This is a genomic window from Janthinobacterium aestuarii (assembly GCF_046113285.1).
In the GTDB taxonomy this organism is placed as follows: Bacteria; Pseudomonadota; Gammaproteobacteria; order Burkholderiales; family Burkholderiaceae_D; genus Janthinobacterium.
Genome location: NZ_CP142524.1, coordinates 3,309,417 through 3,336,262, shown reverse-complemented (window position 1 = coordinate 3,336,262; position 26,846 = coordinate 3,309,417). Strand labels below are relative to the sequence as shown.

Here is a 26,846-nt window from a genome sequence, read left to right as displayed (position 1 = left end):
AAGGCTGAAGCGGCATGCGTATAGAAGATCGGAACAATGTCCGCGTAAGCGAACGCAGCGGTGCATCGCAGGCGGGCGCGGCAGCCACAATGGTGTTCATGCACGGTTTTGGCTGCGACCAGACCATGTGGCGCTATCTGGAGCCGCTGTTCCGTCCCCGCTACCGCACCGTGCTGTTCGACCTGGTCGGCAGCGGCGCTTCGGATCTGGGTGCCTATGATTTTGATCGCTATGCGCGGCTTGACGCGCATGGCGCCGATCTGCGCCAGGTCATCCATGCCGTCGGCGGCGGCCCCGTCATTTGCGTGGGCCATTCCGTCAGCGCCATGAGCGCCTTGCTGGCCAGCATCGCCGAGCCGGAGCTGTTCGCCGCGCAAGTCATGCTGGCGCCGTCGCCGTGCTATGTCGACGATGCGGCGGCCGGCTATCGGGGCGGCTTCAGCCGTGCCGATATCGACGACTTGCTCGATGCCATGGACAGCAATTACCTGGGCTGGTCCGCCGGCATGGCGCCGGCCATCATGGGTGCACCCGGCCAGCCGGCGCTGGGCGAGGACCTGGCAAGCAGCTTTTGCCGCACCGACCCCGCCATCGCCCGGCATTTCGCGCAAGCCACGTTTTTGTCCGATCACCGCGCCAGCTTGCCGCACAACCGCACGCCGGCCCTGATCGTGCAATGCAGCGACGACTTCATCGCGCCGCCGCCCGTGGGCGTGTACTTGCGCGAAACGCTGCCGCACAGCAGCCTGCACGTGGTCGAGAATATAGGCCATTGCCCGCACATGAGCGTGCCCGATGCCAGCTACCGCGCCATCCGCCACTTTCTCGACGGCCTGCACCTGTAATGCGGGACGCGATGCCTTCCTTGCCTGATACCAGTACCTTGTTCCAGCACGCGGCCTGCGGCTTGTTGCTGTGCACGGCCGACGGGACCATCGTGCAGGCGAACGCCACCTTTTGCGGCTGGCTCGGTTATGGCGCCGGGGAATTGCTCGGGAAAAAGAAACTGCAGGACTTGCTGACCATCGGCGGGCGCGTGTTCCATCAGACGCACTGGCTGCCGCTGATGCAGGTGCAGGGCAGCGTGTCGGAAATCCTGCTCGACATGCGCCAGCGCCACGGGCAATCCATCCCCATGCTGTTCAACGCCGTGCGGCGCGTGCACGAGGGCGTGCGTTATGACGAGATCGCCGTCTTTGTCGCCAGCGACCGCCGCAAATACGAGCAGCAGCTGCAGTTGGCGCGCAAGGAAGCAGGCGAGCTCAACGAACAACTGGCGGCCGCCGACCGGCGCAAGGACGAGTTCCTGGCGACCCTGGCGCACGAGTTGCGCAATCCGCTGGCGCCGATCCGCAACGTGCTGGAAGTGCTGCGCCTGGCGCAGCTGGACGATCCGCAGCTGCGCTGGGCCCGCGACGTGCTGGGGCGGCAAGTGGGGCACATGACGCACCTGGTCGACGATCTGATGGAAGTGTCGCGCATCACGCGGGGGCGCCTGGAATTGCGCCGCGCCAGCGTGGAGCTGGCGCCCGTGGTGGAAGCGGCCCTGCACAGCGTGGCGGAGCTGGCGGCGCAGTCGGGCCACAGCGTGCACGTGGAGCAATGGCCGCAGCCGATCTGGCTCGACGCCGACGCCACGCGCCTGGGGCAGATGATCGCCAACCTGCTGACCAACGCCGTCAAGTACACGCCCGCCAACGGCGTCATCGGGCTGGAAGTGGCCTGTACGGAAAATGACGTGCACATTCGCGTGCGCGATTCGGGCATCGGCATTGCGCCCGAGCACCTGGACACCGTCTTCGACATGTTTTCGCAGCTGGAGCCGGCCCTGTCGCGCGCGCAGGGCGGCCTGGGCATCGGCTTGTCGCTTGTGCGGGGCCTGGCCGAATTGCATGGCGGCAGCATCAGTGCGCGCAGCGACGGCGTGGGGCAGGGCAGCACGTTCGAACTGCGCCTGCCGCTGCCCGCCGTGCCCCTGCAGGCGCCGCCCGAGCCCAACCGACGCTTGCTGGCCGGCACGCGCGAGGGCAAGGTGCTGGTCATCGACGACAGCGCCGACGCGGCAGAAAGCCTGGCGCTGGCGCTCGACATCCTCGGTTATGAAGTGCGCACGGCCTACGATGGCGCGGCTGGCATGGCGGCGGCGCAAACTTTTATGCCGCGCGTGATCCTGCTCGACATCGGCCTGCCGCACATGAACGGCTACGACGTGGCGCGGCTGTTGCGCAGCGAGCCCTGCGGCCAGCACGCCATCCTCGTGGCCGTCACGGGCTGGGGCCAGGACAAGGACCGCAAGATGGCGTCCGACGCGGGCTTTGACTTGCACCTGACCAAGCCCGTAGATTTTTATGAGCTCGATGCGGTGCTGCAAAAGATGCTGCAGGCGTAGTGAGCGCCATATGCTGTATCAACAATCATCGCGCAGCGTGATCCAGGAAGAATGGCATCTGCCTGACTTGCTGGATGGCGCCCGCGCGCTGCACGATGCCTTGCTCAATTATGCAGGCGATGGCGTGTATGCGGACCTGCTCCTTCCCTGGTTGCGCGACAATCCGCAGCTACTGGGCTGGCTGCGTTCATTTGCGCAAAGGCAAGGAAATCCTGTTCCGCCGGCAAGCAAAGAGGAATTGTGGGTACTCCACGCGTTCAGCCGCATAGGCCAGGTGCTGGTCTTGCCCTTGCAACAGGGGCGCGGCAATGGCGAAGGCTGGGCCGGACCACCGCTGTCGCTCGCCGAGTATGAGGCTTTCGTCGAGGCGCTGGGCATGACGGTGCTGCGGCCGGCACAATTTTCGCCTTTTTATCACGAGATAGTCGAGCTGCAGCCCGCTGGGTCTGCGCATGCGCGCGCCGCGATCTTGGCATGGCGATGGCCGTGCGTGATGCTCGGCAACATGCTGTTTTCGCGTGGCGGCGTCGATGTCTGCGCTGGCAAGACAATTTTCAAGCCCGGCATCGCCGACGCATCGACGCTGTACTGGGCTGACCGCCGCAAGGGACGCCCTGTCAACGACCTGTCGGATGGATGGGGCAGCAATTCGCAATGGCGCACGTCATTCCGCCGCGACTATGTCGTCGGCGATACGCGACTTTACAATGTGGATGGCAAGTATGATCTGGCCACGAAAGGGGCCGATACGGCAGATGACGGCCGGTTTCCGGTGCTGACCCTGGCGGAAAGAATTGAGCTGCTGACGCAGCGATGCCTGGTCAGCAGCACGAAGGCCCATGATGAGCTGTAGCCCTATGACGACTGCTGGCGCGATTCGGCAGACAACGGCGGCGTGCGGGAGCGGTGGCCGCGCTGGCTGTCAGCCTTGCTCGGCAGCGGCAGGCGGGGAACAAATGCGTGAAACCGCGATACGGGATGCAAGCGAACTCCACCCGGTGTCGGCATGACAATCACCGGTATTGAATGGAAAAACATGGAACAACTGACAGAATTGGAAATCGCCTTTTTTCAACTGCACATGGGTTTTGGCCCGGCGGACCGCTGTGTCGACTGGGCCGTGGAGCGTTTGCGCCTGGATGAGGAAGGCGACGACCTCGAGGTCGTGCTGCTGGCCAGCGCCCGCGGCCGCGATGAGGTGCTGCCCCTGGCCGAGGCCATCATCGAGCGCTACCGGGGTGTGCAGCGTCTCAGTGACCAGTTTCTGGCGGGAAAATTCATCGTCGAATTGCGCGCCGCCTATCTGGCAGGCCGGGAAAGCGTGTCGTCGCTCGACGCCATCCTGACCCGCCTGTACCCGGCGCTTCGCTATCCCGACTGGCTGGTCATGCTGAGCCGCAATTGCGAGTATGCGACGGATGTGCCCGAATTTGAGCAGCCGTTCGAGGATGAATTCCGCTACATCGCCAGCCTGTGGGCGCAGGCGGAGAGCCTGGCCGCGTTTGAGGGCGAATACAGCCGCGCGACGTCGGACCGGCATGATGTGGGCTGTGCTTGAGAAGGGGCATCTGACTGTACTATGAAAAAAATCGATATTTTTGTCTGTTCCGAAGCCGAGATGCGCGCATGTGCCAGCTGGCAGGATGCTTTCGATTCTTTCCCGTCACCGGCATCACCTTGCCCGGCGAACTGGATTTTGTGTCGCTGGGGCAATTGCTGACGTTCTCGACGGTGCCTGCCATCCGGCATGTGCCTTTTCCGGGCCGCGAGCTGTACATGTTCAGCGCTGCGATTGCGCAGGCGTTCGAGCGGATGGCGGCCGACGATCTGGCCGATATCGCGGTGGCATAGGAGCAGACCGCGCCATGGGCCGGGCTGGAGGTCAATCCCGTCGATCTGGCAGGATTCCTGATGGAGTTGAAAGCGAACTGGCATCGATCCGCCACACCGGATAAAGCCTTGTTCCTGTGGCTGGACGCCTGATGGGCAGAACATGGCTGGCGATGGCCGCCGTATAATTTTCGCAATCATTTTGCGGGGAATAAGGTACATGCAAAACAAGACGATAGGGCTCATCGGCGGCATCGGCTGGGCTTCCACCCTAGAATATTATCGTTTGCTTAATGAAATGCTGGTGGCGTGCCTCGGCCCCGCGCATAGCGCGCGCATCATGCTGGTCAGCATCGACCAGGCCGATTTCGTCGCGCACGCGGCGCAGCCCGATTCCCGCGCCATCGAGCAATTCCTCGTCGCGGAAGGGCGTCGCCTGCAAGGCATGGGCGCGGATTTCTTCCTGCTGTGCGCAAACGGCGCCCACCGTTTCGCCCCGGCCGTCGTGCCGCGCATCGGCTTGCCTTTTATCAGCATCGTCGAGGAAATGGCGAAGCGGGTGCGGCAGTCGGGTGTGCGCAAGGTTGGCTTGCTGGGCGTCAAGCAAACGATGGCGGGCCGCTTTTATCGCGATGCGCTGGAGCAGCAGGGCATCGCGACGGCGACGCCCGACGCGGCCTACCAGGATATCCTGCACGATATTATCTACACGGAACTGGTGCAGAATATCTTTACCGATGCGAGCCGGAACATTTTCCTGGAGATCATCGAGAAACTGCGGCGGCAAGGCGCGCAGGGCGTGATTTTGGGCTGCACGGAGATTCCGCTGCTGATCCAGCCCGGCGATATCGACTTGCCGCTATTTAATACCACAGCCATTCATTGCGAGGCGGCGGTGGCGTTTGCCGTCGAAGACTAGCCGCTTGCATGTGCGCGGCGCCCGCAGGGGGCTGCCGCTCATTTCACACCATCAAGCCGGCTGCACACCGCCCACATTCCGGCTGCGGTTTTCCACCAGCACGGAAATGCCGAGCACGACGATGCCGCCGCAGGCCAGCATGGCGCCGACCCAGCCCGTCGAGCGCAAGCCCATGCCCATGGCGATGGCGATGCCGCCGGCCCAGGCGCCCAGGGCGTTGGCGATGTTGAAGGCGGAATGGTTGAGGGCGGCGGCCACCGTTTGCGCGTCGCCGGCCACGTCCATCAGGCGCGTCTGCACGGCCGGGGCGACGGCGATGCCGGCGCCGATGGCGAACAGGTTGATCGCCGTCAGCCAGACATTGCTGCTGGTATAAGTAAACGCGGCCAGCGCGGCCACGTTCCACAGCAGTACGCCGAAGATGGTCCACAGGCGCGAGCGGTCGGCCAGCCAGCCGCCGATCAGGTTGCCCACCGTCATGCCCACGCCGATGATGGCCAGCAAGATCGAGATGACGAGGGGCGAGACTTTCGTGATTTCCAGCAAGGTTGGCGTAATAAACGTGTAGACGGCAAACATGCCGCCGAAGCCGATCGCCACCATCAGCAGGGTCAGCCACACTTGCAGGCGGCGGAACACGCCCAGTTCGCGGCGCGGGCTGGAATCGCCGGCGGCGACCATCGGCACGAAGATGCGCACCATCAGCATGGTCAGCAAACCCAGCGCGGCGACCAGCAAAAAGGCCGAGCGCCAGCCCAGGGTCTGGCCGATATAGGTGGCCAGCGGCACGCCGAAGATATTTGCGACCGTGAGGCCCATCAGCACGCGGGCAACGGCCTGGCCGCGCCGGTCCGGTTCGGCCAGGGCGGCCGCCACCAAGGCTGCCACGCCGAAATACGCGCCATGCGGGATGCCGGCGACGAAGCGGGCGACGACCAGCAAGCCGTAGTTGGGGGCGATGGCGCTGAGCAGGTTGCCGCCAGCGAACATCAGCATCAAACAGATCAGCATCAGCCGGCGCGGCATGCGCGCCAGGAAGATCGTGATCAGGGGCGCGCCGATGACCACGCCCAGCGCGTAGGCGCTGATCATGTGACTCATCTGGGGCAATGTCGTGCCCAGGTCGTCGGCCACGACGGGCAGGATGCTCATGGAGGCGAATTCGCCCGTGCCGATGGCGAGGCCGCCGATGGCCAGGGCCAGGTCGGCATAGCCAGCGCCAAAAGGCGCGGTGACGCGCGGAATCAATGGGTCTACGGAGGCGTGCATGTTCTTGTTGTTTGGGTAAAGAATGACAGGGTGGAGAGGCGCGCAGTGGCCCGGCCGGAAGTGGCAATGCGCCACCAGAGTCGACGGCTGGCCGGTATTTTCGGGCTATAACAACTGCCCAAGGACAACATTGTAAAAGATTCGGGCAAGCTCTGCTGGGCGGCGGCTAAAATCTGCTGCACTGCACACAACAGCGATGGCGCTTGTTGTTAACGATAACACGGAATGCGCGCGATTCCGCCACAGGGCAGGCGAAGAAAACCTGGCTGTGGCGGAAATGGTCTTACTTCGCCAACGTTTGCTGCAGCGCTTCCAGTCCCGCCACGTAGATCCCGTGGAACAAGTCGGTTACTTCCTGCTCGCTCGCGCCCACGGGCGTGAAGCGGCCCGACCAGGTGACCCGCGCGCCAGCGCCGCCTGCCAGGGGTTCGACTTGCAGGGTGGACAGATAATCGCTGGCGGGAAACGGCGCCTGCAGGATGGAATAGCTGTAGCTGCGCGCCGTGTTGTCGTACGCTTCCAGTTGCTCGACGATGACGTCGCCGGCCGGATTGGCCAAGTGGCGGATGCGGCCCCCGTCGCTCAAGGTGCTGCTGGGAATGTAGGGCAGCCAGTCGGGCAGCGAGTCGAAGCCGCCGATCAGTTGCCAGACCTTTTCCGGTGTGGCGGCGATGTCGATGGAGGTGGTGGTATGGGCCATGGTGCGTTCCTTGTATCTATTAGTTGGAGCCGGTTGGCAGCGGAGCATGGGCGGCTACCAGCTGTTCGGCGCGCATGTCGTGCCAGAACGCGGCGGGGATGACGCTGTGCAATGCTTGCTGATCTTCGGCCAGGCGTTCGGGACGGCTGGCGCCGGGGATCACGGCGGCCACGGCCGGATTGGCCAAGGAAAATTGCAGGGCGGCTGCCTTCACGCTGACGCCATGGCGCGCGGCAATGGCCTTGATACGTTCCACTTTGGCAATGATGGCGGGCGAGGCTTTCTGGTATTCGAAGTGCGCGCCGCCGGCCAGGATGCCCGAACTGTAGGGGCCGCCCACGACGATGTCGACGTTCTGGCTTGCCGCGGCCGGCATCATCCGCTGCAGCGCCCGTTCATGGTCGAGCAGGGTGTAGCGGCCGGCCAGCAGGAAGGCATCGGGCTGCGCTTCGCTTAAATCCAGGGTCAGTTCCAGCGGTTCCACCTTGTTCACGCCCACGCCCCAGGCCTTGATGACGCCTTCTTCGCGCAAGCGGGTCAGCACGCGGAAGGCGCCCGTGCGGGCAATCTCGAATTGCGCCAGCCAGTTGTCGCCATGGAAGTCTTGCGCAATGTCATGCACCCAGACGATGTCGAGGCGGTCCGTGTCCAGGCGCTTGAGGCTGTCTTCGATCGAGCGCAGGGTGGCGTCGGCCGAATAGTCGTCGACGATTTTGTTCTTGCGGCCGAATTCGAACAAGCCGCCTTTTTCGCCCAGTTCGCGGGCAGCCGGGTCTTCCAGTTCGTCGAGGATGAGGCGGCCGACCTTGGTGCTGAGCACGTAATCGTCGCGGCGGCGCTGCTTCAGGGCGGCGCCCAGGCGCAGCTCGGCCAGGCCGGCGCCGTAGAACGGGGCCGTATCGAAATAGCGGATGCCTGATTCCCAGGCGGCGTCAACGGTGGCCAGCGCTTCTGCCTCGGGAATGTTGCGGAACATATTGCCCAGCGGCGCCGTGCCGAAACCGAGTTTGCCTGTCAGTAAGTGTTTGATCGTCATGGTGTTTTTCCTTCAATGAGTGAGTCAATGGAGACAGAATAGCTGGACAAGTTAAGCCTGTCCAAGACATAATTGGCGCAACTTGAGTCCTGAAAGGTCTGACATGTTGGACATACGCCAATTGCAATATTTCATCGCCGTCGCCGAGGAAGAACATGTGGGACGGGCCGCCGAGCGCCTGCATATTTCCCAATCGCCGCTGAGCCGGCAAATCGCCCAGCTCGAAGAGAAGCTGGGCCTGACCTTGTTCGAGCGCAGCGCCCAGCGCATCCGCCTGACGCGCGACGGCCATACTTTCCTGGCCGAAGCGCGCGCTTTTATTACCCACGGGAACCGGCTGGAAGCGCTGGCCAAGCGCCTGGGGCGCGGTGATGAAGGGGGCTTGTGCATCGGCTACATCGAAAATGCCATGCATGCGGGCGTCTTGCCGGACGGCTTGCGCACCTTGCGCGCCACGCGGCCGCAAGTGCACGTCGCCCTGTATAACCTGCATTCGGCCGAGCAGATCGAGGGCTTGCGCCAGCGCAGCCTCGATATTGCGCTGCTGTGCGAACCGCCGCTGCCGAACGACCCGGACCTCGATTGCGCGCAGGTGCTGAGCGACCCCATGCTGCTCGCCTTGCCGGAGACGCATCCGCTGGCGCACAAGGCGGATCTGACGCCCGAGGACCTGGCGGGCCAGGAGTGGATTGCCGTGCTGCACAAAGAAAGCGTGCTGAAACACGATAACTTCATCGCCGCCTGCGCGCGCGCCGGCTTTACGCCCGATATCCGCATGGAAGCAACGGAGCCGCTGACGGCGCTGGGTCTGGTGGCGGCGGGCCTGGGCATGGCCATGATCCAGCACAGCCTGCGCCAGCACGCGCCGGCCGGCGTCGTCGTGCGCGAGCTGCCGTGGTTCAGCTACCGCACGCCATTGTGGCTGGCCTGGCACAAGGTGAATTTGCGCCCGCTGGTGGGGATCTTCCGTGCAACCTTGCTGGAACAAGCCAGCGGTGTGGCCATGGCGGGGCAAAAAGACGTATAAATAAGGCAATCATCTGTCGGGAGGATTGCCATGTTCGATCTGGAGGTGCCGGTGTGGGAACTGGTGGTGCGCGCCGTCATCGTCTACCTTGCCTTGCTGCTGATGGTGCGCATGACGGGCAAGCGGACGGTGGGGCAATTCACGCCGTTCGACTTGCTGGTGGTCATGTTGCTGAGCGAAGCCGTATCGAATGCCTTGTCCGGTGGCGACGATTCCGTTCCCGCCGGCCTGGTGCTGGCCTTGACCCTGATCTGCCTCAACATGCTGATTGCGTGGATCACCTCGCGCAGCCGCAAGCTCGCCGAGCTGGTCGATGGCACGCCCGTGCTGCTGGGCCGCGATGGCGTGATTTTCGATGATGTCGTCAAGAAATGCAGGGTGGCGGGCGGCGATGTCGAGCAAGCGCTGCGCGAGGCCGATTGTCCCTTGCCGGACATGAAATGCGCGTTCCTGGAAGCGGACGGCAAGATCACCATTCTGCAAAAATAGCCGCGGCGGCCAGCCACGCCTATATTTTCTTGCTGCGTTTTAAGTGCAGGGGCAGCAGCCACCACATACAGACGATCAGCGTGCCCATCAGGATGCTGGCGACGATGCCGGGCAGGTGGCCAAAGACTTCCGACATCACCAGATTGGTGCCCAGAATAAACGCCAGCGCGAGCGAAAAGGCGCCGCACATCATGATGCGGTCGGCCACGCGCTTGAAGCGTTCGCGGTCTTGCAGGGGGCGCATCACGCGGTGCTGGATGGCTGGCGCGCTGAGCAGTACCAGACTGGTCATGGACAGGAAAAACGTCAGCAGGAAGACGACCTTTTCCGTCTGCACGATCTTCGCGAAGCCGCCGTTGAAGGGCAGGATGATGAGGAAGGCCGTCAGCATCTGCGCGCCCGGCAAGAGGATGCGCAACTCGCTGAGCAGGTCGGACAGGTCGCCTTCGTCGCTTGGCTGGTCATCGTTTTGCTGCTGTCGCGCGTGTGGCATGGGGTGGTCCTTGAGGTAGTGAAGGGACCAGTCTACGCGCAGGCGCCCGCGCTGACTGTGGGCGCGCGCACCTTCAGAAGCAATGCGCGATGTGTTGGCGCAAGCGCCACAGCGGTGTCGAGACGATGGCCGTTGCGCTGTGCGAGGCGTCATGGCCGCAATGGCCGCAGCTGTGGCGGCGGTGCGGCTCCCGCGCGAAGCTGCCCAGGTCCAGGTGCGGATGGCCGCAGCGGGCGCAGTCGCTGCAGTCCAGCGGCGTGCCTGCCTGCAAGGCGGCGGCGTAGGCTTGCGCGGCGGGCGGCGTGAGGTTCAGCTGGACGATGTCGGGCGGGAACAGGCCAGGCAGGGCGCGGCAATCGATGGCCAGCGCGGCCGCGTCGCGCGCCAGCAGGCTGCCGCCGTCATTGGCCAGCGCGCGCAGTTGCAGCAAGCCATCGGGGGCTAGGCGCAAGGTGGTGGCGTGAAAGCGGCCGGGGTCGAACAGTTCCGGATACAGCACATAGCCCATGGGGCTGGCGTGCTGGCGGCAGCGCATCTGCCGCGTCGCCTGCCAGTCGGCCAGGTCGGCCTTGGCGCCCCAGTAGCACTGGTGCGTGCGGCACCAGTGGCGCGCCGCGCCGTTGCGAAATTTTCCAGTCGGCAGCATGTCGCACAGCACGATGGCATCGCAGCCCGCGCCGGCGCGAAAGTGCCCGGTGATATGCTGCGTGGTGACGGCGAGATGGCCCGTGCTCGCTTGCAGGGGCCAGCAGATGCCGGGCAGGGTCAGCGGCGTGGGCAAGCGCGCCTCCGCGCGGCGACCGGCTTGCCAGCCGCCATGGCGTAAAAAAGCCCGCCGGCTGGGGCGGGCCGTGCTGACGGGAATGCCTGCGGCATGGCCCGGTTTATTCTTCCGTATCGGCCAGGGTGACGATGGCGCGCGCCCACTTCGAGTATTTCAAGTTCGCCAGATCGCGCACGGTCTTGATATTGAACGCCTGCTTGAGCAGTTCCGCATCCTTCTCGCTCACGCCTTGCAGCGCATCGACGGGGGCATCGGCAATTTCCTTGAACGTCTTTTTTTCGTAGGCTTTGTCTACCGCTTTATTGATGTTCATGTGTTGATACTCCTCAGTAAGTAGGAAAATTAATTCTACACGGTTTTGTAACTCGTCAATTTACGCTTGCATGTTGTGCCGAACTAAATATGATGGAGGTGGGTGAGGCTGCGGCCGAGCCTGGTTTTGTTCCGCCTGTTAAATTGTAATTATAGCATTTGAATTATGTATAGTATAATTGTTGCGTGTGTCGGCGACTATGCGCCGGCCTTACCGGATGCCGCTGTATGCGGCACCAATTGACAGCGTTCAGGAGAATACGATGAGTTTGCTAGATCAACTTGCAGGACAGGCGATGAGCGCTTTGGGCAACAAGGGTGCGGACGGCGAAGCCTCGTCGGGACTGATGGCCAGCGTGATGGACCTGGTCAACCAGCATGGCGGTTTGCCCGGCCTGCTGCAGAAATTCCAGGAAAGCGGCCTGGGCGACCAAGTGGCCAGCTGGATCGGCACCGGCGCCAATGCGCCCGTCTCCGGCGATCAGATCAAGGATGCGCTGGGCGCCGACACGATCACCGAGATCGCTGCAAAAGCGGGCGTCGCCCCGGACGCGGCCTCGGGCGGCCTGGCCGCCTTGCTGCCCCAGCTGATCGACAAGCTGACGCCGAACGGTCAAGTACCTGAAGGCAATGACCTGGTCAGCCAGGGCTTGAATATGCTCAAGGGCAAGATCTTCGGTTGAGCAGCCGATGCCACAACAAAAAACCTCGCAGCGATGCGAGGTTTTTTTATGTGCAAGGTTTTGTGTGCGAACTATGAACGTCTGAAAAACGCCCAGGGCTAGGCGCCGCCCCGAAGACAGTACGCGAGTACGGCGAGGGGCAGGCAACAACGCCATGGGCGTTTTTCAGGCGGCGGCCATCATGCCGAAGTGGGGAGGCGCGCCGGTCAGCCTGGCCGTACTCCCCTCGACCAGATAGGAACAATAGCGGCGCCGCTCGGCGATGCCGCCGCGCCGCTCCATCAGCTCGCCCAGCATGGCGACGGCATCGGCGGCCATCTTTTGCACGGGCTGGCGCAGGGTGGTGATGTCGTAGCTGAGCCAGCCCGATGCTTCCAGCGCGTCGAAGCCGGCCACGGACATTTGCAGCGGCACCTGGATGCCCATCTGGTGGCGTGCCGTGTCCAGGCAGCCGATGGCCATGATGTCGTTGCCGCAAATGACGGCGTCCGGCACGCGTCCCAGGCGGTCGATGACTTTGCGCAAGCCATGGCCGCCGCTGGCGTAATCGTAGTTGCCGCTGACGACGATGGGCGCGGGCAAGCCCAGTGTGAACAGCCGGTCCAGCACGCCGGTCTTGCGCTCCTGCGCGACGGCCGAGTCGCCGGGGCCGTCGATGACGGCGAACTGGCGGTGGCCCGCCTCGGCCAGGCGCGAGACGAGCAGGCGCGCCGCTTCGCCCTGGTCGCACAGCACCGCGTGCACGGCGTGTTCGCGCGGGCTGCGGTTGAACAGCACCAGCGGCACGTCGCGCCGGCCGAATTCGGCCATCTGCTCGTCCGACAGGCAGGCGGCCACGACGGCGCCATCGACCTGGTATTGCCACACGTCGCTCAAGACCTTGCCGATGTCCGCTTCGCGCTCCAGGGTAAACAGCAATAAACGCTTGCCCTGGCGGGCGATTTGCTGGCTCAGGTCGGACAACACTTGCGGATAGTACAGATTGGCCAGGTTGGAAATGATGACGGCCACCAGGTTCGAACGGCGCGTAATCAGGCTGCGCGCGGCCGCGTTGGGGATGTAATCGAGGGTGATGGCTGCCTGCATGACCTTGGCATGCGTGGCGGGCGAGACGCTGGCGCCCGGCTTGAAGCAGCGCGACACGGCCGATTGCGACACGCCGGCCAGCAGGGCCACGTCATACGAGGTCACGCGCCGTCCGGCACCGGGTATGGCGCGGGCAGTGGTGCCGGGTGTCCGGGCTACAGTATTCTTTTTTCGCATATTGGTCTGGCAAGCAACCTGTCTCAAAGTATTCCTGCAGGCCCGGCCGCTTGTGGCGGCCTGGGCGGGAAAAATGAGCATAGCGAAAATATTTCCATGTGGCAAGACTGTTTTCTTATCCATGTTGCAAATAATTTGATTGAATGGCAAGTGGTGTGCTGGCCCCGCAATCGGCACTGTCGCAGGGGCCGCTGCCATAGGGGCGGAGGCGTCCCGGCGGGTCCCGGCATCAATTTTCCAACAGGAGCTTTTGCGTGGGGCCCGTACCGAATGCAAAGCAAGCTTGGGATGTTCACCGGGCTGAACGGGTTTTTCTGGTGCAATGGCCTGCCTTCTGATAACATAACGCCCCTTTATTCAGGGAAGGGTCGACATGGCCAATGCTTGCGGCGTCGATTTCGGCACGTCAAATTCCACGGTAGGCTGGGCGCGTCCCGGGCAGAGCACCATGCTTGGCCTGGAAGATGGCAAGACGACCTTACCGTCCGTTGTCTTCTTCAATGCGGAAGACGAGGAAGTCAGTTTTGGCCGCGCGGCGCTGGCCGGCTATCTGGCCGGTTACGAGGGGCGTCTGATGCGCTCGCTGAAGAGCTTGCTGGGCACCAGCCTCATCGATGGCCAGACGGAAGTGGGTGGCCGCGCCTTGCCGTTCCGCATGTTGCTGGCGCAATTCATCGGCGAAGTGAAACGCCGTGCCGAGCAGTCCGCCGGCCGCGAATTCACGTCCGCCGTGTTCGGCCGTCCCGTCTTCTTTATCGACGATAATGCGCAAGCGGACCAGCTGGCGCAGGATACCCTGGCCGAAGTGGCCCGCTCCGTCGGTTTCAAGGACGTCGCCTTCCAGTTCGAGCCGATCGCCGCCGCCTTCGACTACGAGTCGCAAATCGACAAGGAAGAGTTGGTGCTGATCGCCGACATCGGCGGCGGTACTTCCGACTTTTCGCTCGTGCGCCTGTCGCCGGAACGGGCGAAAAAAATGGAACGGCGCGACGATATCCTCGCCACGGGCGGCGTGCACATCGGCGGCACGGACTTCGATAAATACCTGAGCCTGTCCTCCGTCATGCCCTTGCTCGGCTATGGCAGCCGCCTGCACAACAATAGCGAAGTGCCGTCCAGCTATTATTTCAACCTGGCAACCTGGCACACGATCAACCTGGCCTACACGAAGAAGATCTGGGTACAGCTGGCCGACGTGTGCCGCGATGCACGCGAGCAAGACAAAGTGAAACGGCTGCAAACGCTGATCGACGAGCGCGCCGGCCACTGGCTGGCCATGAAAGTGGAAGAGGGCAAGATCGCCCTGTCCGACGCGGCCGAAGTGCAGCTGGAGCTGGACCGTTTGTCGCCCGCGCAAAGCCTGTTGCTCAAACGTGCGCAATTCGACGACGCCATCGGCCACCTGTGCGGCTCCGTGGAAGAAACCGTGCTGCGGCTGCTGCGCGACGCGGGCGTGGCGCCGGACGCCGTCGACACCGTGTTCTTCACGGGCGGCTCGAGCGGTGTGCGCTTGTTGCGCGAAAAGATCGCCGCCCTGGTGCCGGCCGCGCGCAAGGTCGAGGGCGATCTGTTCGGCAGCATCGGTGCGGGCCTCGCGCTGGACGCGGTACGTAAATTTGGTTGATAAAATGTGCATGGCGGCGTTGCCGCGTCTTGCCGTACTAGTGTACTGTCTGCGACGCGGTGCCTTGCCCTGCGCATTTTATCGATACACCCACTGTTGCACCCACGAAAGAGCGCCCCATGCATGTGTTTGACAAACCGATCGTCATGATCGACTTCGAGACGACCGGCTTGTCGCCCGACATGGGCGACCGCATCACGGAAGTGGCGGCGCTGCGCATCGAGGGCGGGCGGATCACCGACCGCTATGTGACCCTGATCAACTGCAATGCGCGCATTCCCGCGTTCATCACGGGCTTGACGGGCATCACGCAGGCCATGGTGGACAAGGCGCCGCCCGTGGCCGAGGTGGTGCCGCAATTGCTGGATTTTATCGGCAGCGACGCCTTGTCGGCGCACAATGCCAGCTTCGATGAAAAATTCCTGCGCGCCGAAAGCGCCAGGCTGAACCTGACGCCCGCGTACCAGTCGCTCGTGTGTTCCTTGAAACTGTCGCGCCGCGTGTTTCCCGGCATGGCCAGCTACAAGCTGGGCTTGCTGTCGAGCCAGCTGGGTATCGCCTTCAAGAGCGCCGCCCACAGGGCCGAGTCGGATGCGGAAGTGGCGGCGCAAGTGCTGATCCATATCGGCCGCCACTTGCGCAGCAGCTACGGCATCGCCGATGTCGATGCCGACCTGCTGGTGTCGCTGAACAAGCTGGCCGCCGCCAAGGTGCCGCAATTCCTGCAAAAGCATCCATCGCGCCGCTGAGCGCCTTAGCCTGTCTAAGCAGGCTCATCAAAACGATATAATTTTGTTATTTCCTTTGAGCCTGCTCAAGTCCTTCCCCCGCATCGAATTTAAAATTTAAGCAACACACGATTTCGCCACCCTGGGCCGCCGTTTTGCGCGTGCCGCCGGCAAGCGCGATGTGGATGGGGGCGCACATGGACAAGCACCATACTGCCAGAGATAGCCACGAAGCATATATCTGGTTCCGCACGGCTGCCGAGCAGGGCAATGCGTATGCCCAGTTCAACCTGGGATTGATGTACAAGAAGGGCGAAGGCGTGGCGCAGGACGATGCGCGCGCCTTTGTCTGGCTGCGCCTGGCCGCGCTGCAAGGGCTGGCTTTCGCGCAGAACCATCTGGGCGCCCTGTATTACCACGGCCGCGGCGTGGCGCAGAGCGATGCAGACGCCGTGCTGTGGTTTCGCCGCGCGGCCGCCCAGGGCGATGCTTCGGCCCAGCAAAACCTGGGGCAGATGTACCGCAAGGGGCGCGGCGTGCTGCAGAGCGACGAGCTGGCCTTGGCGTGGTTCTACCGCGCCTCCGAGCAGGGCGTGGCCAGTGCGCAATCCTTGCTGGGCGAAGCGTATGCGCAGGGGCTGGGAGCGAAAAAAAACGATGCGCTGGCCCTGGCCTGGTTCCGCAAGGCGGCCTTGCAGGGCGATGCCCAGGCGCAGCTGAACCTGGGGCTCGTCTACAAACGCGGGCAAGGCGTGGTGCAAAGCGATGCCCAGGCGCTGGCCTGGTTCCGCCAGGCCGCCGCCCAGGGCCTGGCCGTGGCGCAGCGGCAACTCGGCGTGGCATATGCGGAAGGGCTGGGCGTGGCGCCCGACCAGCTGCGCGCCTATGCCTGGCTGCAGCGGGCGGCTGAACAGGATGACGCCGACGCCCAGTTCAACCTGGGCCTGATGCTGGCGCGCGGCCAGGGCGTGGACAAGGACGAGGCGCGCGCCGTCGTCTGGTACAGGCGTGCCGCCCTGCAAGGCCATTGCATGGCGCAATACAATCTGGGTGGCATGTTTGCCGGCGGGCGCGGCGTTGCCCGCGATTTGCGCCAGGCGCTGGACTGGTATGCGAAGGCGGCGGCCCAAGGCGCGTCGAATGCGCAATTCAACCTGGGCGTGATGTATGCCAACGGCCAGGGCGTGGAGCGTGACGAGGTGTGCGCCGTGCGCTGGTACCGCACGGCTGCCGAGCAGGGCGATGCCAGCGCGCAAAATAACCTGGGCGTCATGTATGCGAATGGTCATGGCGTGCCGCAAGACGATGGCCTGGCCGTGCATTGGTATGCGCGCGCGGCGGGCCAGGGCCATGCGCTGGCCCAGTACAACCTGGGCGGCATGTACAACAGCGGGCGCGGCCTGGAGAAGGATCGCGTCTGCGGCTATATGTGGCTGGCGCTGGCGGCCGAGGGGGGCGATAGCGGGGCGATCAGGGCCAGGGAAGCGGCCGCCACCAGGCTGGCGCCGGCACAGCTGCAGGAGGCGCAGCAGCGCGTGCGGCAATGGCATCAGGTGCGCTCGCCGCCGTTGCCGCCGGTCGAATGACGCGCCGGCGCCGTGCGCGCAGCGATGCGCGCTGCATGCGATAATTGCCCAAGAGCATGCCGCGAAGGCGGCGCGGTTTTCGGCAAAGTGAAAGGTGGAGCATGGTAAGGCAGGCAGGTGAGGATGCATCCGAGCAAAAAGTTATCGACGACATCGCCACGCATGGCTGGCATGGCGTCCATATCGGCGCCGATGAAGAGGGGCCCGGCTATGCGTTTACCATAGGCGCCGGCCACAGCTTTGGCCAGCCTGAATTGCTGATCATGGGCTTGCCGCGCGCCATGGCCCACCAGATACTCGACGTGGCGCTCGATGCCGTGCGCAGCGGCGCCATCACGGATTTTACGGCCACCACGGACGCCTTGCTCGAAGGCCATCCGTGCGCCTTCGTGCGCGTGCCCGTCGAGCAATACCGCAACTACGTCGGCTATGCGCGCTGGTATTACCAGGGCGATGATTTTACCTTGTACCAGATCGTCTGGCCGTCGCGCGATGGCCATTTTCCGTGGCAGGCGCAAGCGAGCGCGCAGTATGTGGAGAGCCAGCCCCTGCTGGGGCCGGCGCCACTGGCCGCATGACGGCAGGCACCTCCGTCCGCATTCTGACCGGCACGGCGACCTTGTGCGTGTTCGACCCGGCCCTCTTGCGCCACAAGCTCGACGATGACTGCGATTGGTGGAGCCTCCCCAGCGCGGAACTTGCGGCCGTGAATGCGGGTCAGGCGGCGTTTTTCAACGTGGGCGGCGACGGCGCGTATGACGTGGTTTTGCACGGGGAACTTGCCGAGCCGCATGCGAGCGTGCACCTGGTTGTGGCCTCGGGCCGCATCTTCATCGGCGCCGGCGAAGACGTCACGGGCGGCGGCCTGGAACCGGACACGGCATACGGCGGCCTGTTCGTGGACGTGCCCGTGGGCAGCTACCGCGTGCAGGCACGCCGCGATGGCGCGCGCATCAGCCTGGCATTCGTGCCCGATGCGCGCAGCAGCAATGCGTTTGCCGACCTCGTGCGTATTTGATGCGCCGTTGCACCTTGGCTAGGCGTCCATGCGGGCCACGGCCGCGCCTTGCCGCCGGTCCAGGAACAGGCTGTTGCCGTGGATTTTCTTCGCCTGTTTCTTCGCTTCCGCCGCCTGGGTGGCGATCTGATGGTGCGTGTAATACTGGTGCGCCTCGACCTTGATCGCGCCCAGCGACAGGCTGATCAAGGAATAAAACACTTTTTTGCCTTGCCGGTCTTCGCTGATGTAGCCGCCCCGTTCGCAGTCGCTGGTGCTGTAGTAGGCGGGGATGGCGGCCGCGAAGTCGTCCAGCATGGCCTGGCAGCGCGTTTCCCAGTCTTCGCTCTGGAACAGAATCATGAAATCGTCGCCGCCGATGTGGCCGATGAAGTCGCGGTTCGGGTCGCAATGGCTGCTGAGAATTTCTCCCGTCAGCTGGATCACGTCGTCGCCCTTGCGGTAGCCGTACACATCGTTGAAGGGCTTGAAGTGGTCGAGGTCGCAATAGCAGACCCAGAAGCGGCTGCCGCTGTGCAATAAACGGTCGATATGCTCGTTGATGGGGACGTTGCCGGGCAGTTGCGTCAGCGGGTTGGCGTAACGGGCCGCATTGATCTGCATCTGCGTGATTTCGCGCATCAGGTCGTGGCCCGTGCCCATGCCCAGGTAGCGGCCGTGTTCGGTAATGATGAAACCGTTGAACAGGTGGTGAGCATCAGACTGCACCATGGTGTAGCTGAGTTCCTGCAAGCTCGTCTCGTGGTCGGCGATCAGGGGCGTGGCATCCATGAACAGGCTGCATGATTTCTTGCCGTACAGTTCGCGCTGGTAGGGACGGGCGAAGTGGTCGATCATTTCGAAGCGGCTGATCAGGCCCAGCGGCACGCCGTCGTCGACGACGGGGATGATCATCAACTTTGGTTCTTTCAGGAAAATGTCGTAGACCTCGTTATTATTGAACTGCGGCGAGACGGCCGCTACCTTGTTCAGCAGCTTGCGGATGCTGGCGCCGTTCTTTTCCAGGCTGCTGCGTTGCGGATACACGGCCACGCCATTGCGCCCCAGCGCCTGCACCACTTCGGCGGGCAGCGCGCGCGCCGGCACCGCGTTGGGCCGGCCCAGGTGGTAGCCTTGCCCGAACGCCACGCCCAGGTCGCGCAAGACCAGCAATTCCGTCTGCGCCTCGATGCCTTCGGCGATCACCAGGGTGCCCGATTTTTCCGCGATTTCCTGGATCGAGCGCACGAACTGCAGTTTCACGGGGTCGTTGTTGATGCCCTGGATGAAATGCATGTCGATCTTCACGTATTCAGGCCGCAGTTCCGACCACAGGCGCAGGCTGGAAAAGCCTTCGCCCAGGTCGTCGATGGCGATCTGAAAACCCATGTTGCGGTAATGCAGTACCGCTTCGCGCATCAGCTCGTAGTCATAGGTGGGCTGGTTTTCCGTCAGCTCGATGATGACACGGTCCGGGTTGATGCCGATGTGTTCGATGTATTCCAGGGTTTCGCCATGGCGCGCATTGCGCAGCAACAAACACTCGGGGCTGACGTTGAGAAACAGTTTTCCTGGCAACTGCAGCTCGGCGAAGCGTTCAAGCACGACCTGGCGGCACAGGTGTTCCACTTCCAGGGTCAGGTCGTGCGCGCGCGCCACCTTGAACAGATTCATCGGCGCGTGCAGCGGGCTGTCGGACGGACCCCGTATCAAGCCTTCGTAGCCGATGATGTCGCCGCTGTGCATGTGGATGATGGGCTGGAACAGCGCGCTGAGCTTGCGGCCCGCCAGGATGTCGTGCAAGGCATCCGTCCCTTCGATGCTCATGCTGGCCGATGGGGGCTTCAGGTAAGCCACGTTCGATGGCGTCGCGGGGGCCGGCGCGGCGGTGGCGGAGGGGAGGGCGAGAGTGTACATAGGCGGACGTGGCGGCACGGCCTCTGGACGGGCCATGAACATGTTGCCGATAGTAAAGAAGATTTATGACAGCTTGATGAAACGACTTTGCTTTTGATAATGTTTCTTGTGTGAACGTCAGTTTGCCGATTCCACCGAAAGCGAGATTTATCATGGTAATCCATGTGAATTTGCCAAACAAAAGACGGCAAATCCATCGGATAACTGTGCTTTAAAAGTAGCAATCCGCGCTATGATTTCTCTTGGCGAAAGTCAACATGGGCAGCCGCGGTGTGTGTGCGGCTTGCTTTCCTCGACATCCAACAATGAGACAACAACCCATGCAATTACGTAGTGCAACCCTCATATGCAGCTTGCTGGCCGCTTTCGGTGGCAATGCCCTGGCGCAAAACGCCGCGATGCCATCGTGCCCGGCCGGCGACGGCGCTCCCGTGACGTATCCGGTCAGCAAAAAAGTCGATCAGCAAGACAGCTATTTCGGCACCACCATCGCTGATCCGTACCGCTGGCTGGAAGACGCCAACAGCGCGGAAACGGGCGAGTGGGTTACGGCGCAAAACAAGCTGACGCAGTCGTACCTGGGCACCATCCCCGAGCGCGCGGCGATCAAGCAGCGCCTGACCAAGCTGTGGAATTATGAGCGTTTCTCTACGCCAACGAAGCAGGGCGGCCGCTACTTCTACAGCCGCAACGACGGCTTGCAGAACCAGGCCGTGCTGTACACGGTGAAAAAGCTGACGGACGAACCGCGCCTGCTGCTGGACCCGAACACCCTGTCCACCGATGGCACGGTGGCGCTGGCCGGCACCTCGATCAGCCCGAACGGCAAGTACCTGGCCTACGCCACGTCCGCGTCCGGTTCCGACTGGAACGAGTGGAAAGTGCGCGACATCGAATCGGGCAAGGATTTGACGGACCACATCAAGTGGGCCAAGTTCTCGGGCGCTTCGTGGACCAAGGACAACACCGGTTTCTTCTACAGCCGCTATGACGCGCCGAACGAAGCGACCAAGCTGGCCGATATCAATTATTTCCAGAAACTGTATTTCCACAAGATCGGCACGCCGCAAAGCGACGACGTGCTCGTCTTCGACCGTCCCGACCAGAAGGAATGGGCGTTTGGCGGCAGCACCGTCAGCGATGACGGCAATTATTTGATCATCACGGCCACGCAGGGCACGGAACGCAAGAACCGCGTCTTTTACAAGGACTTGCGCCAGAAGAATGCCAAGGTTGTGGGCTTGCTGGAAGAGTTCGACGCATCGTACTCGTTCATCGACAATGATGGCCCCGTCTTCTTCTTCAAGACGGACAACAAGGCGCCGAAATCGCGCGTGATCGCCATCGATACGCGCAAACCTGCGCCTGCCGACTGGAAAGAGATCGTGCCGCAAAGCGCGGAAACCCTGGTCGCCGTCAACCTGATCAACAACCAGCTGGTGCTCGATTACTTGAAAGATGCGCAAACGCAAATCAAGATCGTCGATCTGAACGGCAAGCTGGTGCGTGAAGTGGCCTTGCCGGGCATCGGTTCGGCCGGTGGTTTTGCGGGCAAGCGTGGCGACACGGAAACGTTCTACTCGTTTACCAGCTTCACGACGCCGGCGACCATCTATCGCTACGACATGAAGTCGGGCAAGAGCACGGTGTACCGCCAGCCGAAAGTCGATTTCGACCCGAATGCCTTTGAAACGCGCCAGCAATTCTTCACCAGCCGCGACGGTACCAAGGTGCCGATGTTCATCGTCTCGAAAAAAGGCATGAAGCTCGATGGCACGAATCCGACCTACCTGTACGGCTATGGCGGCTTCAATATTTCGCTCACGCCGAGCTTCTCCGTGGCGAATCTTGCCTGGGTAGAAATGGGCGGTGTCTACGTGATGGCCAACCTGCGCGGCGGCGGAGAGTACGGCGAAGCGTGGCACCAGGCTGGCACCAAGCTGAACAAGCAAAACGTGTTCGACGACTTTATTGGCGCGGCGCAGTGGCTGGTGGACAACAAGGTCACCTCGCCATCGAAGCTGGCGATCGGCGGCGGCAGCAATGGCGGCCTGCTGGTGGGCGCGGCCATGACGCAGCGTCCCGACCTGTTCGCCGCGGCGATTCCGCAGGTGGGCGTGCTCGACATGTTGCGTTTCCACAAGTTCACCGTGGGCTGGGGCTGGGTACCTGACTACGGCTCGTCGGACGACGCCGAACAGTTCAAGGCGCTCGTGAAATACTCGCCGCTGCACAACCTGAAGGCGGGCGGCTGCTATCCGGCCACCATGATCACCACGGCCGACCACGACGACCGCGTCGTGCCTGCCCACAGCTTCAAGTTTGCCGCCGCTGCCCAGGCAGCGCAAGGCGGTCCGGCACCCGTGCTGATCCGCATCGACAGCAAGGCGGGCCATGGCGCCGGCAAGCCGACGACCAAGCAGATCGAAGAAGTGGCCGACCGCTGGGGCTTCCTCAGCCGTTCGCTGAAGATGACGCCGGCAGTGGCGGAGCCGGCCAAGGTGGCGGCGCAGTAAAACCGGGTAGGTCGGATTAGCGCGGCATCGCCGTGCGTAATCCGACACCACCTGTCATGTCAGCACGATGTCGGATTACGCGGCGTGCCGCCGCTAATCCGACCTACGCTGGCCTGCTTCCGTAATCCTCGCCAATACCCCCTCTCCAAACACCGCCTGAAACGGCAAATCCTTGCGCTGCGCATAGCCGATGTAGCAATCGCACTTGAAACGCGGACAGCGGCGTTCCTGCAGCATGTCGGCCAGGTCATCCTCATATAAATTCCCCAGCCGCTCGGGCACGAAGTGGCAGCGCGCCAGTTCGCCGTCGCCATCGACGGACAGCGACGCTTCACCCGCCAGGCACGGTTTGCCGCGCGAGGGAGACGGACGCCGGTTTTGCGCGAACCACGGGTCGACGGTATCAAACCAGGCCAGGTCTTCCCCACTGTAATAGCCGGGGCCACGCCGGTCGTAGGCGTTCAGCCACAGGTAGACGTGGGCGGGCAGCGCTGCGCGCAGGGCGCGGATGGCGTCCAGGTGCTCGTTCATCGCCACCACGCCGACGGAATAGCGCACGCCCATGGCATCGAGCCGCGCGCAGCGGGCGAGAAAGCGGGGCAAGGTCGTCTGGTCCGGGTGGTAGGTGCACCACAGGCCGACCTTTTCCAGCGCGTCCATGTTCTCCAGCCAGTCCAGGGGGCCGGACAGATTCGTCTGCAGCGCCACTTGGCGCACGTGGGGCAGCGCCGCCAGTGTCTGCATCGCGCTCCGGTAGTGGCGCCGCACCAGCGCCTCGCCCCAAGGCGTGAACAGCACGCCGATGGGGCGCGTCTGCTGCGCCACCCAGCCGGTAAAACGCGCCACTTCGCGCGCATCGCGGGCCAGCGCGGCGCGGCTGTCGCGCTTCTTGGCGAACGGGCAGTAGCCGCAGGCGTAATTGCAGCTGGCCAGCGTGCCCCGGTACAGCAGGGACAAAGCGCCAGGCTGCGTTGTCAGCACGTCTGGCCGCCTTCGGCCATCAGCGCGCGCACCGTCTCGGATGCCAGCCAGGGGCCGATGGTGTCGGCGTAGCTGTAGCCCCGGTCATTCAGGCGCAGCAGCGGGCCATTTTCTTCCACTAATTCCAGCGCGTGCAGCTCGGCCAGCTGCGGCAAGTCTGCTTCGCAGCGGGAGCCGAAGCGCCCCGCGTAGGCGTCGCGGTCCAGGCCCGGTTCCGTCAGCAGCGACTGGATCACGTAGCGCCGGCGCTGTTCTTCTTCATCGAGCTGGTAACCGTGTTCGGCCTGCGCGAAGCGCGCCTCGTCGAGCGCCAGGTAGTTGTCGATGATGTTGATGGTGTCAAGCCGCGCCACCGCGTATTCGCTCGAATAATGCAGGCGCGACGTGTAGGAGCGGGCGCCCGCGCCCAGGCCCACCATGCCGTCGTTCTGGCAGCAGTACGAAGGACCATTCTGTTCCGGCGCATGGGGGGCGCGGAACATGCGCATCGAGACCTGCTCATAGCCCTGCGCGCGCAAATGGTCGCGCGCGGCCGCGTACAGGGCCAGACGGCTGTCGCCATCGCGCGCCAGCATGATGGGGTTGAGCGACTGCGCGCCCTGGCGGCGCGCTACCTTGCCGAGACCCGTCTGTTCGCGCACATACAGCGGATACAGATAGAGCTCTTCGGGCCGGAAGGCCAGCGCGCTGTCGATGGAGGCCAGCAGGCTGGCGACGGTTTGCCCCGCGATGCCGTAGATCAGATCCAGGTTCAGGGTGGGAAAACCGGCCGCGCGTATCAGACCGATGGCGTGATGGACGGTGGCGTTTTGCTGCGGACGGGCCAGCGCGCGCATTTCGCCTGCGGCAAAGCTCTGGATGCCCAGGCTGACCCGGTCGATGCCATGCGCGCGGCACACGGCCAGCCGTTCCGCCGTGATGGTTTCGGGCGACGCTTCGATGCCGGCCGGCGTGTGCTGCAGGTCGATGCCGAGGATGTCGCGCGCGCCGCACAGCAGGGTGCCCAGCTGCGCGGGCGACAGATAGGTGGGCGTGCCGCCGCCCAGCGCGAAGCGGGCGAAGCGCCGTTCGCCCAGTGCGCCGTTGAGTGCGCGCATCTGCACCAGCACTTGCTGCACGTAGCGCTCGACCATGTCGGCGCTTGGGCGGGCCATGGCGAACAGGTTGCAAAAGCCGCAGCGCATCTCGCAGAACGGGATGTGGATGTAGGCGAAGAGGGCGGAACGGTCCTGCTGCGCCCACAGGGGCGCCAGGGGTGCCGCCTGCGGCAAGGCGCGGTAGGCCGCCTTGTGCGGATACGAATAGGAATACGCCTGGTAGGGCGTGTGGCGCATGCGCTGCGCCAGGGTGCCCGGCTGTTCGGATGGATTCACGGTGCGGCTCCCTTGGAATGCGGTGGTAAAGAATCAATGAAAAAGTGCGCGTAAGGTACGTTCCACACGCTGTCGTGGGCGACCCGGTGGCCCCGGTAGCCGTCTTCGCCATACGCGCTGCCGTGATCCGAGCAGACGATGGCGAACGTGGGCGCACGCGCGCCGCAGGCGGCGAACAGGGGCGCCAGCGCCCCGTCCACATAGCGCAGGGCGGCGGCATGGCTGTCCAGGCAGTCGGCGCGGCAGCCGGGCAGGTAGGCGCGGTTGGGTGTATGCAGCGCGGCCACGTTGATGAACAAAAAAGTGCGTTGATCGTTTTGCGCCAGCAGCTGGGTCGCCAGCGCCACCTGTTTTTGCGTCGAATGACGGCCGGCCACGCCCATGCCCGCGCTCCAGTGGCTTTCCTGGAACAGCGCCGGCAGCACGCAGCCCAAGGCGGTCTGCTTGTTGAAGAAACCCACGCCGCCGATGCAGATGGTGCGGTAGCCGCGCGCGGCCAGCGCGGCGGGAAGGTCGGCCTCTTCGAAGGCCAACGTGTGCGTCGACGTCGTTTCGCTGCCCGCAAAAGCACTGGCGAACAGGCGCGGGTGGCGGCCCGGCGCGGCCGGCGTGGGCAGGAAGCCCGCGAAGAAGGCCTGGTGCGCCGCATACGTGAACGTGGCGGGCGAGTGGCGGCGTTCCCAGCCGCCCGGTGGTAAAAAGCGCCCCAGCACGGGCAATTCGCCCGCCTCGTACAGGGCTTGCGCCACGTCAAAGCGCAGGGTGTCGAGCGTGAGGAAGACGATGTCGTGGCTGCCGACGACGGCGTGCATGTCGGGGATGATCGGTGTTTCTTTAAGCATGGGCCAGTTGTGCCGTGTAAGTATCGATGCCTTGCCAGAGCAGGCCGGGCAGCAGGTCGCCGAAGGCGTTCGCTTCCAGCACATGGGCCTGGCCGTGGCGCACGACCAGGTCGTAGCCCGTCACGTGGCTGGCGGGGAAGGCGCGCGCGGCCAGGGCGGCGGTGTCTTCCAGCGCGGCCAGATCGGCTGCGTTCAAGAGGCCGGACGCGTCGCCGCGCCGGTTGTCGAGGTGCAGATTCGTCATCATCTGCTGTCCGATGCGCGCCACGCGGTGCGCTGGCTGGCCCGCCACGGTCACGACTCTCAGGTCGTAATGGCTGTCGCCGCAGCGGGGCTTGTTCAGCCACCCTTCCGCGTACAGCTCCTGCGCGGCCAGCGCGTCGACGAGGGCGGCGATGTCGGCGGTCGTCTCGTAGCGCGCCATGCGCTTGACGTTGAACAGGCGCGCCGCGCCGTCCCCATGCTGCAAGGCGGCCGAGGTGGTGGCTTGCTGGCGCCCGGCCCGGTTGCGCCGGTAGGCGACGACGCCCGATGCGGACGAGCCGTAGCGCGGTTTCAGGTAGACGCGGTCCAGGTCATGCTGGTGCAGCAGCGCCTGCAGATGCTCGTAGCCGTGCACTGGTCCCAGCAAGTCAGGTATCGGCACGCCGTGCGCGGCCAGGTGGCGCTGGCATGCCAGCTTGTCCGTCATGCGGCTGATGTCGGACGGCGCATTGAATACGCGCGTGTGCGGCAGCTCAAGCAATTGCGCCGCCAGGGCCGCCATGGCCGCCGTAAAACCGGCAAACCACGCATCCATGGCCAGCAGTTCGCCGTGTTCGGGCGCAGCGACCGGCGGACGCTCCAGCAGCCTGCAGCCTGCCTGCAGCAACAGCCGGTGGGCGGCGGGATCGTCGCCGGGCGGTTCGATTTTCAGCAAGCCTGGCTGGCTCAGTGCAACATCGAGCAGCACCGGCTGCGCCAGCCAGTCGCGCCATTCCAGCACTTGCGCGGGCGGCAGGCGCAGTTGCGCGCGCGCCGCCTGCATCAGGCGCACGCGCTTGCTGCCCTGTGTCGCCAGCAGGGTGAGTTGCGTGTGCAAAGGGCGA

At 63.9% G+C, this 26,846-nt stretch carries 27 protein-coding genes; 15 read left to right on the top strand and 12 right to left on the bottom strand.

Features of this window, described 5'->3' with window-relative positions; all coding sequences use genetic code 11:
- Nucleotides 1–14: 14 nt before the first annotated feature.
- From OX462_RS15060 to OX462_RS15035, 6 genes are all read left to right on the top strand, one after another.
- Nucleotides 15–845 (top strand): alpha/beta fold hydrolase, encoded by an 831-nt coding sequence (locus tag OX462_RS15060; RefSeq protein WP_409026437.1) that lies wholly within the window; start codon nt 15–17, stop codon nt 843–845.
- 11 nt (nt 846–856) lie between these two features.
- Nucleotides 857–2,389: a hybrid sensor histidine kinase/response regulator gene (locus OX462_RS15055; protein ID WP_409026436.1), complete on the top strand. Its 1,533-nt coding sequence runs from the start codon at nt 857–859 to the stop codon at nt 2,387–2,389.
- A 10-nt stretch (nt 2,390–2,399) separates the two neighbouring features.
- Nucleotides 2,400–3,242 carry a hypothetical protein gene (locus OX462_RS15050; protein ID WP_409026435.1) on the top strand — a complete coding sequence of 281 codons (843 nt, stop codon included), beginning with the start codon at nt 2,400–2,402 and terminating at the stop codon, nt 3,240–3,242.
- Between the two features lie 183 nt (nt 3,243–3,425).
- Nucleotides 3,426–3,947 (top strand): hypothetical protein, encoded by a 522-nt coding sequence (locus OX462_RS15045; protein ID WP_409026434.1) that lies wholly within the window; start codon nt 3,426–3,428, stop codon nt 3,945–3,947.
- A gap of 68 nt (nt 3,948–4,015) precedes the next feature.
- The gene (locus OX462_RS15040) at nt 4,016–4,240 is read left to right on the top strand and encodes a hypothetical protein (protein WP_409026433.1); all 225 of its coding nucleotides are present in this window, start codon (nt 4,016–4,018) and stop codon (nt 4,238–4,240) included.
- Nucleotides 4,241–4,382: 142 nt separating this feature from the next.
- Nucleotides 4,383–5,138 (top strand): aspartate/glutamate racemase family protein, encoded by a 756-nt coding sequence (locus tag OX462_RS15035; RefSeq protein WP_409026432.1) that lies wholly within the window; start codon nt 4,383–4,385, stop codon nt 5,136–5,138.
- A gap of 51 nt (nt 5,139–5,189) precedes the next feature.
- Here OX462_RS15035 and OX462_RS15030 read toward each other — a convergent pair whose 3' ends face one another.
- From OX462_RS15030 to OX462_RS15020, 3 genes are all read right to left on the bottom strand, one after another.
- Complete coding sequence (locus OX462_RS15030) at nt 5,190–6,407, bottom strand: MFS transporter (RefSeq protein ID WP_083287090.1); 1,218 nt, start codon at nt 6,405–6,407, stop codon at nt 5,190–5,192.
- A gap of 283 nt (nt 6,408–6,690) precedes the next feature.
- Nucleotides 6,691–7,107 (bottom strand): SRPBCC family protein, encoded by a 417-nt coding sequence (locus OX462_RS15025; protein ID WP_070288205.1) that lies wholly within the window; start codon nt 7,105–7,107, stop codon nt 6,691–6,693.
- Between the two features lie 19 nt (nt 7,108–7,126).
- The gene (locus tag OX462_RS15020) at nt 7,127–8,143 is read right to left on the bottom strand and encodes an aldo/keto reductase (protein ID WP_121669312.1); all 1,017 of its coding nucleotides are present in this window, start codon (nt 8,141–8,143) and stop codon (nt 7,127–7,129) included.
- A gap of 103 nt (nt 8,144–8,246) precedes the next feature.
- On the opposite strand from OX462_RS15020, the gene OX462_RS15015 reads away from it, so the two are divergent.
- Both OX462_RS15015 and OX462_RS15010 read left to right on the top strand, forming a co-directional pair.
- Complete coding sequence (locus OX462_RS15015) at nt 8,247–9,170, top strand: LysR family transcriptional regulator (RefSeq protein WP_070218643.1); 924 nt, start codon at nt 8,247–8,249, stop codon at nt 9,168–9,170.
- 30 nt (nt 9,171–9,200) lie between these two features.
- On the top strand, nt 9,201–9,659 hold the full coding sequence (locus OX462_RS15010; RefSeq protein ID WP_070218644.1) for a DUF421 domain-containing protein: 459 nt from the start codon (nt 9,201–9,203) through the stop codon (nt 9,657–9,659).
- A 19-nt stretch (nt 9,660–9,678) separates the two neighbouring features.
- Here OX462_RS15010 and OX462_RS15005 read toward each other — a convergent pair whose 3' ends face one another.
- The 3 genes from OX462_RS15005 to OX462_RS14995 all read right to left on the bottom strand — a co-directional run bounded on the left by OX462_RS15005 (nt 9,679) and on the right by OX462_RS14995 (nt 11,249).
- Complete coding sequence (locus OX462_RS15005) at nt 9,679–10,152, bottom strand: DUF6328 family protein (protein WP_409026431.1); 474 nt, start codon at nt 10,150–10,152, stop codon at nt 9,679–9,681.
- Between the two features lie 73 nt (nt 10,153–10,225).
- Nucleotides 10,226–10,933 carry a hypothetical protein gene (locus OX462_RS15000; RefSeq protein ID WP_409026430.1) on the bottom strand — a complete coding sequence of 236 codons (708 nt, stop codon included), beginning with the start codon at nt 10,931–10,933 and terminating at the stop codon, nt 10,226–10,228.
- 103 nt (nt 10,934–11,036) lie between these two features.
- Nucleotides 11,037–11,249, bottom strand: a complete 213-nt coding sequence (locus OX462_RS14995) for a hypothetical protein (RefSeq protein ID WP_034751103.1) — start codon at nt 11,247–11,249, stop codon at nt 11,037–11,039.
- 295 nt (nt 11,250–11,544) lie between these two features.
- On the opposite strand from OX462_RS14995, the gene OX462_RS14990 reads away from it, so the two are divergent.
- Complete coding sequence (locus tag OX462_RS14990; RefSeq protein ID WP_205602352.1) at nt 11,545–11,931, top strand: YidB family protein; 387 nt, start codon at nt 11,545–11,547, stop codon at nt 11,929–11,931.
- Nucleotides 11,932–12,096: 165 nt separating this feature from the next.
- Here the strand turns inward: OX462_RS14990 and OX462_RS14985 are convergent, their stop codons facing one another.
- The gene (locus tag OX462_RS14985; protein WP_070218852.1) at nt 12,097–13,122 is read right to left on the bottom strand and encodes a LacI family DNA-binding transcriptional regulator; all 1,026 of its coding nucleotides are present in this window, start codon (nt 13,120–13,122) and stop codon (nt 12,097–12,099) included.
- 445 nt (nt 13,123–13,567) lie between these two features.
- On the opposite strand from OX462_RS14985, the gene OX462_RS14980 reads away from it, so the two are divergent.
- From OX462_RS14980 to OX462_RS14960, 5 genes are all read left to right on the top strand, one after another.
- Complete coding sequence (locus tag OX462_RS14980; protein ID WP_070218648.1) at nt 13,568–14,818, top strand: Hsp70 family protein; 1,251 nt, start codon at nt 13,568–13,570, stop codon at nt 14,816–14,818.
- A 119-nt stretch (nt 14,819–14,937) separates the two neighbouring features.
- Nucleotides 14,938–15,567 carry a 3'-5' exonuclease gene (locus OX462_RS14975; protein ID WP_409026429.1) on the top strand — a complete coding sequence of 210 codons (630 nt, stop codon included), beginning with the start codon at nt 14,938–14,940 and terminating at the stop codon, nt 15,565–15,567.
- Between the two features lie 176 nt (nt 15,568–15,743).
- On the top strand, nt 15,744–17,132 hold the full coding sequence (locus OX462_RS14970; RefSeq protein ID WP_409026428.1) for a tetratricopeptide repeat protein: 1,389 nt from the start codon (nt 15,744–15,746) through the stop codon (nt 17,130–17,132).
- A 101-nt stretch (nt 17,133–17,233) separates the two neighbouring features.
- Nucleotides 17,234–17,710 carry a DUF4262 domain-containing protein gene (locus OX462_RS14965; RefSeq protein ID WP_070218649.1) on the top strand — a complete coding sequence of 159 codons (477 nt, stop codon included), beginning with the start codon at nt 17,234–17,236 and terminating at the stop codon, nt 17,708–17,710.
- Entirely contained in the window at nt 17,707–18,150 is a 444-nt protein-coding gene (locus OX462_RS14960; protein ID WP_409026427.1) for a DUF6386 family protein, read from the top strand. The genes OX462_RS14965 and OX462_RS14960 overlap by 4 nt, the downstream gene beginning before the upstream one ends.
- An 18-nt stretch (nt 18,151–18,168) precedes the next feature.
- Here OX462_RS14960 and OX462_RS14955 read toward each other — a convergent pair whose 3' ends face one another.
- The gene (locus OX462_RS14955; protein ID WP_121669317.1) at nt 18,169–19,956 is read right to left on the bottom strand and encodes a GGDEF domain-containing protein; all 1,788 of its coding nucleotides are present in this window, start codon (nt 19,954–19,956) and stop codon (nt 18,169–18,171) included.
- Nucleotides 19,957–20,366: 410 nt separating this feature from the next.
- Between OX462_RS14955 and OX462_RS14950 the strand changes: the two genes are divergently transcribed.
- On the top strand, nt 20,367–22,562 hold the full coding sequence (locus OX462_RS14950; RefSeq protein ID WP_409026426.1) for a prolyl oligopeptidase family serine peptidase: 2,196 nt from the start codon (nt 20,367–20,369) through the stop codon (nt 22,560–22,562).
- Between the two features lie 93 nt (nt 22,563–22,655).
- Here the strand turns inward: OX462_RS14950 and OX462_RS14945 are convergent, their stop codons facing one another.
- The 4 genes from OX462_RS14945 to OX462_RS14930 are packed head-to-tail and all read right to left on the bottom strand — an operon-like array spanning nt 22,656 to nt 26,839.
- Nucleotides 22,656–23,543: an STM4011 family radical SAM protein gene (locus OX462_RS14945; protein ID WP_409026425.1), complete on the bottom strand. Its 888-nt coding sequence runs from the start codon at nt 23,541–23,543 to the stop codon at nt 22,656–22,658.
- The gene (locus OX462_RS14940) at nt 23,537–24,916 is read right to left on the bottom strand and encodes an STM4012 family radical SAM protein (RefSeq protein ID WP_409026424.1); all 1,380 of its coding nucleotides are present in this window, start codon (nt 24,914–24,916) and stop codon (nt 23,537–23,539) included. The genes OX462_RS14945 and OX462_RS14940 overlap by 7 nt, the downstream gene beginning before the upstream one ends.
- Complete coding sequence (locus OX462_RS14935; protein ID WP_409026423.1) at nt 24,913–25,758, bottom strand: STM4013/SEN3800 family hydrolase; 846 nt, start codon at nt 25,756–25,758, stop codon at nt 24,913–24,915. Before OX462_RS14935 ends, OX462_RS14940 begins: the two co-directional genes overlap by 4 nt.
- Entirely contained in the window at nt 25,751–26,839 is a 1,089-nt protein-coding gene (locus OX462_RS14930) for an STM4014 family protein (RefSeq protein WP_083287530.1), read from the bottom strand. Before OX462_RS14930 ends, OX462_RS14935 begins: the two co-directional genes overlap by 8 nt.
- Nucleotides 26,840–26,846: the final 7 nt, after the last annotated feature.

Coding starts and splice junctions, on each gene's coding strand:
- OX462_RS15060 (WP_409026437.1), top strand. CDS start 15: ATGCGTATAGAAGATCGGAACAATGTCCGCGTAAGCGAACGCAGCGGT.
- OX462_RS15055 (WP_409026436.1), top strand. CDS start 857: ATGCCTTCCTTGCCTGATACCAGTACCTTGTTCCAGCACGCGGCCTGC.
- OX462_RS15050 (WP_409026435.1), top strand. CDS start 2,400: ATGCTGTATCAACAATCATCGCGCAGCGTGATCCAGGAAGAATGGCAT.
- OX462_RS15045 (WP_409026434.1), top strand. CDS start 3,426: ATGGAACAACTGACAGAATTGGAAATCGCCTTTTTTCAACTGCACATG.
- OX462_RS15040 (WP_409026433.1), top strand. CDS start 4,016: ATGTGCCAGCTGGCAGGATGCTTTCGATTCTTTCCCGTCACCGGCATC.
- OX462_RS15035 (WP_409026432.1), top strand. CDS start 4,383: ATGGCTGGCGATGGCCGCCGTATAATTTTCGCAATCATTTTGCGGGGA.
- OX462_RS15030 (WP_083287090.1), bottom strand. CDS start 6,407: ATGCACGCCTCCGTAGACCCATTGATTCCGCGCGTCACCGCGCCTTTT.
- OX462_RS15025 (WP_070288205.1), bottom strand. CDS start 7,107: ATGGCCCATACCACCACCTCCATCGACATCGCCGCCACACCGGAAAAG.
- OX462_RS15020 (WP_121669312.1), bottom strand. CDS start 8,143: ATGACGATCAAACACTTACTGACAGGCAAACTCGGTTTCGGCACGGCG.
- OX462_RS15015 (WP_070218643.1), top strand. CDS start 8,247: ATGTTGGACATACGCCAATTGCAATATTTCATCGCCGTCGCCGAGGAA.
- OX462_RS15010 (WP_070218644.1), top strand. CDS start 9,201: ATGTTCGATCTGGAGGTGCCGGTGTGGGAACTGGTGGTGCGCGCCGTC.
- OX462_RS15005 (WP_409026431.1), bottom strand. CDS start 10,152: ATGCCACACGCGCGACAGCAGCAAAACGATGACCAGCCAAGCGACGAA.
- OX462_RS14995 (WP_034751103.1), bottom strand. CDS start 11,249: ATGAACATCAATAAAGCGGTAGACAAAGCCTACGAAAAAAAGACGTTC.
- OX462_RS14990 (WP_205602352.1), top strand. CDS start 11,545: ATGAGCGCTTTGGGCAACAAGGGTGCGGACGGCGAAGCCTCGTCGGGA.
- OX462_RS14980 (WP_070218648.1), top strand. CDS start 13,568: ATGGCCAATGCTTGCGGCGTCGATTTCGGCACGTCAAATTCCACGGTA.
- OX462_RS14975 (WP_409026429.1), top strand. CDS start 14,938: ATGCATGTGTTTGACAAACCGATCGTCATGATCGACTTCGAGACGACC.
- OX462_RS14970 (WP_409026428.1), top strand. CDS start 15,744: ATGGACAAGCACCATACTGCCAGAGATAGCCACGAAGCATATATCTGG.
- OX462_RS14965 (WP_070218649.1), top strand. CDS start 17,234: ATGGTAAGGCAGGCAGGTGAGGATGCATCCGAGCAAAAAGTTATCGAC.
- OX462_RS14960 (WP_409026427.1), top strand. CDS start 17,707: ATGACGGCAGGCACCTCCGTCCGCATTCTGACCGGCACGGCGACCTTG.
- OX462_RS14955 (WP_121669317.1), bottom strand. CDS start 19,956: ATGAGCATCGAAGGGACGGATGCCTTGCACGACATCCTGGCGGGCCGC.
- OX462_RS14950 (WP_409026426.1), top strand. CDS start 20,367: ATGCAATTACGTAGTGCAACCCTCATATGCAGCTTGCTGGCCGCTTTC.
- OX462_RS14935 (WP_409026423.1), bottom strand. CDS start 25,758: ATGCTTAAAGAAACACCGATCATCCCCGACATGCACGCCGTCGTCGGC.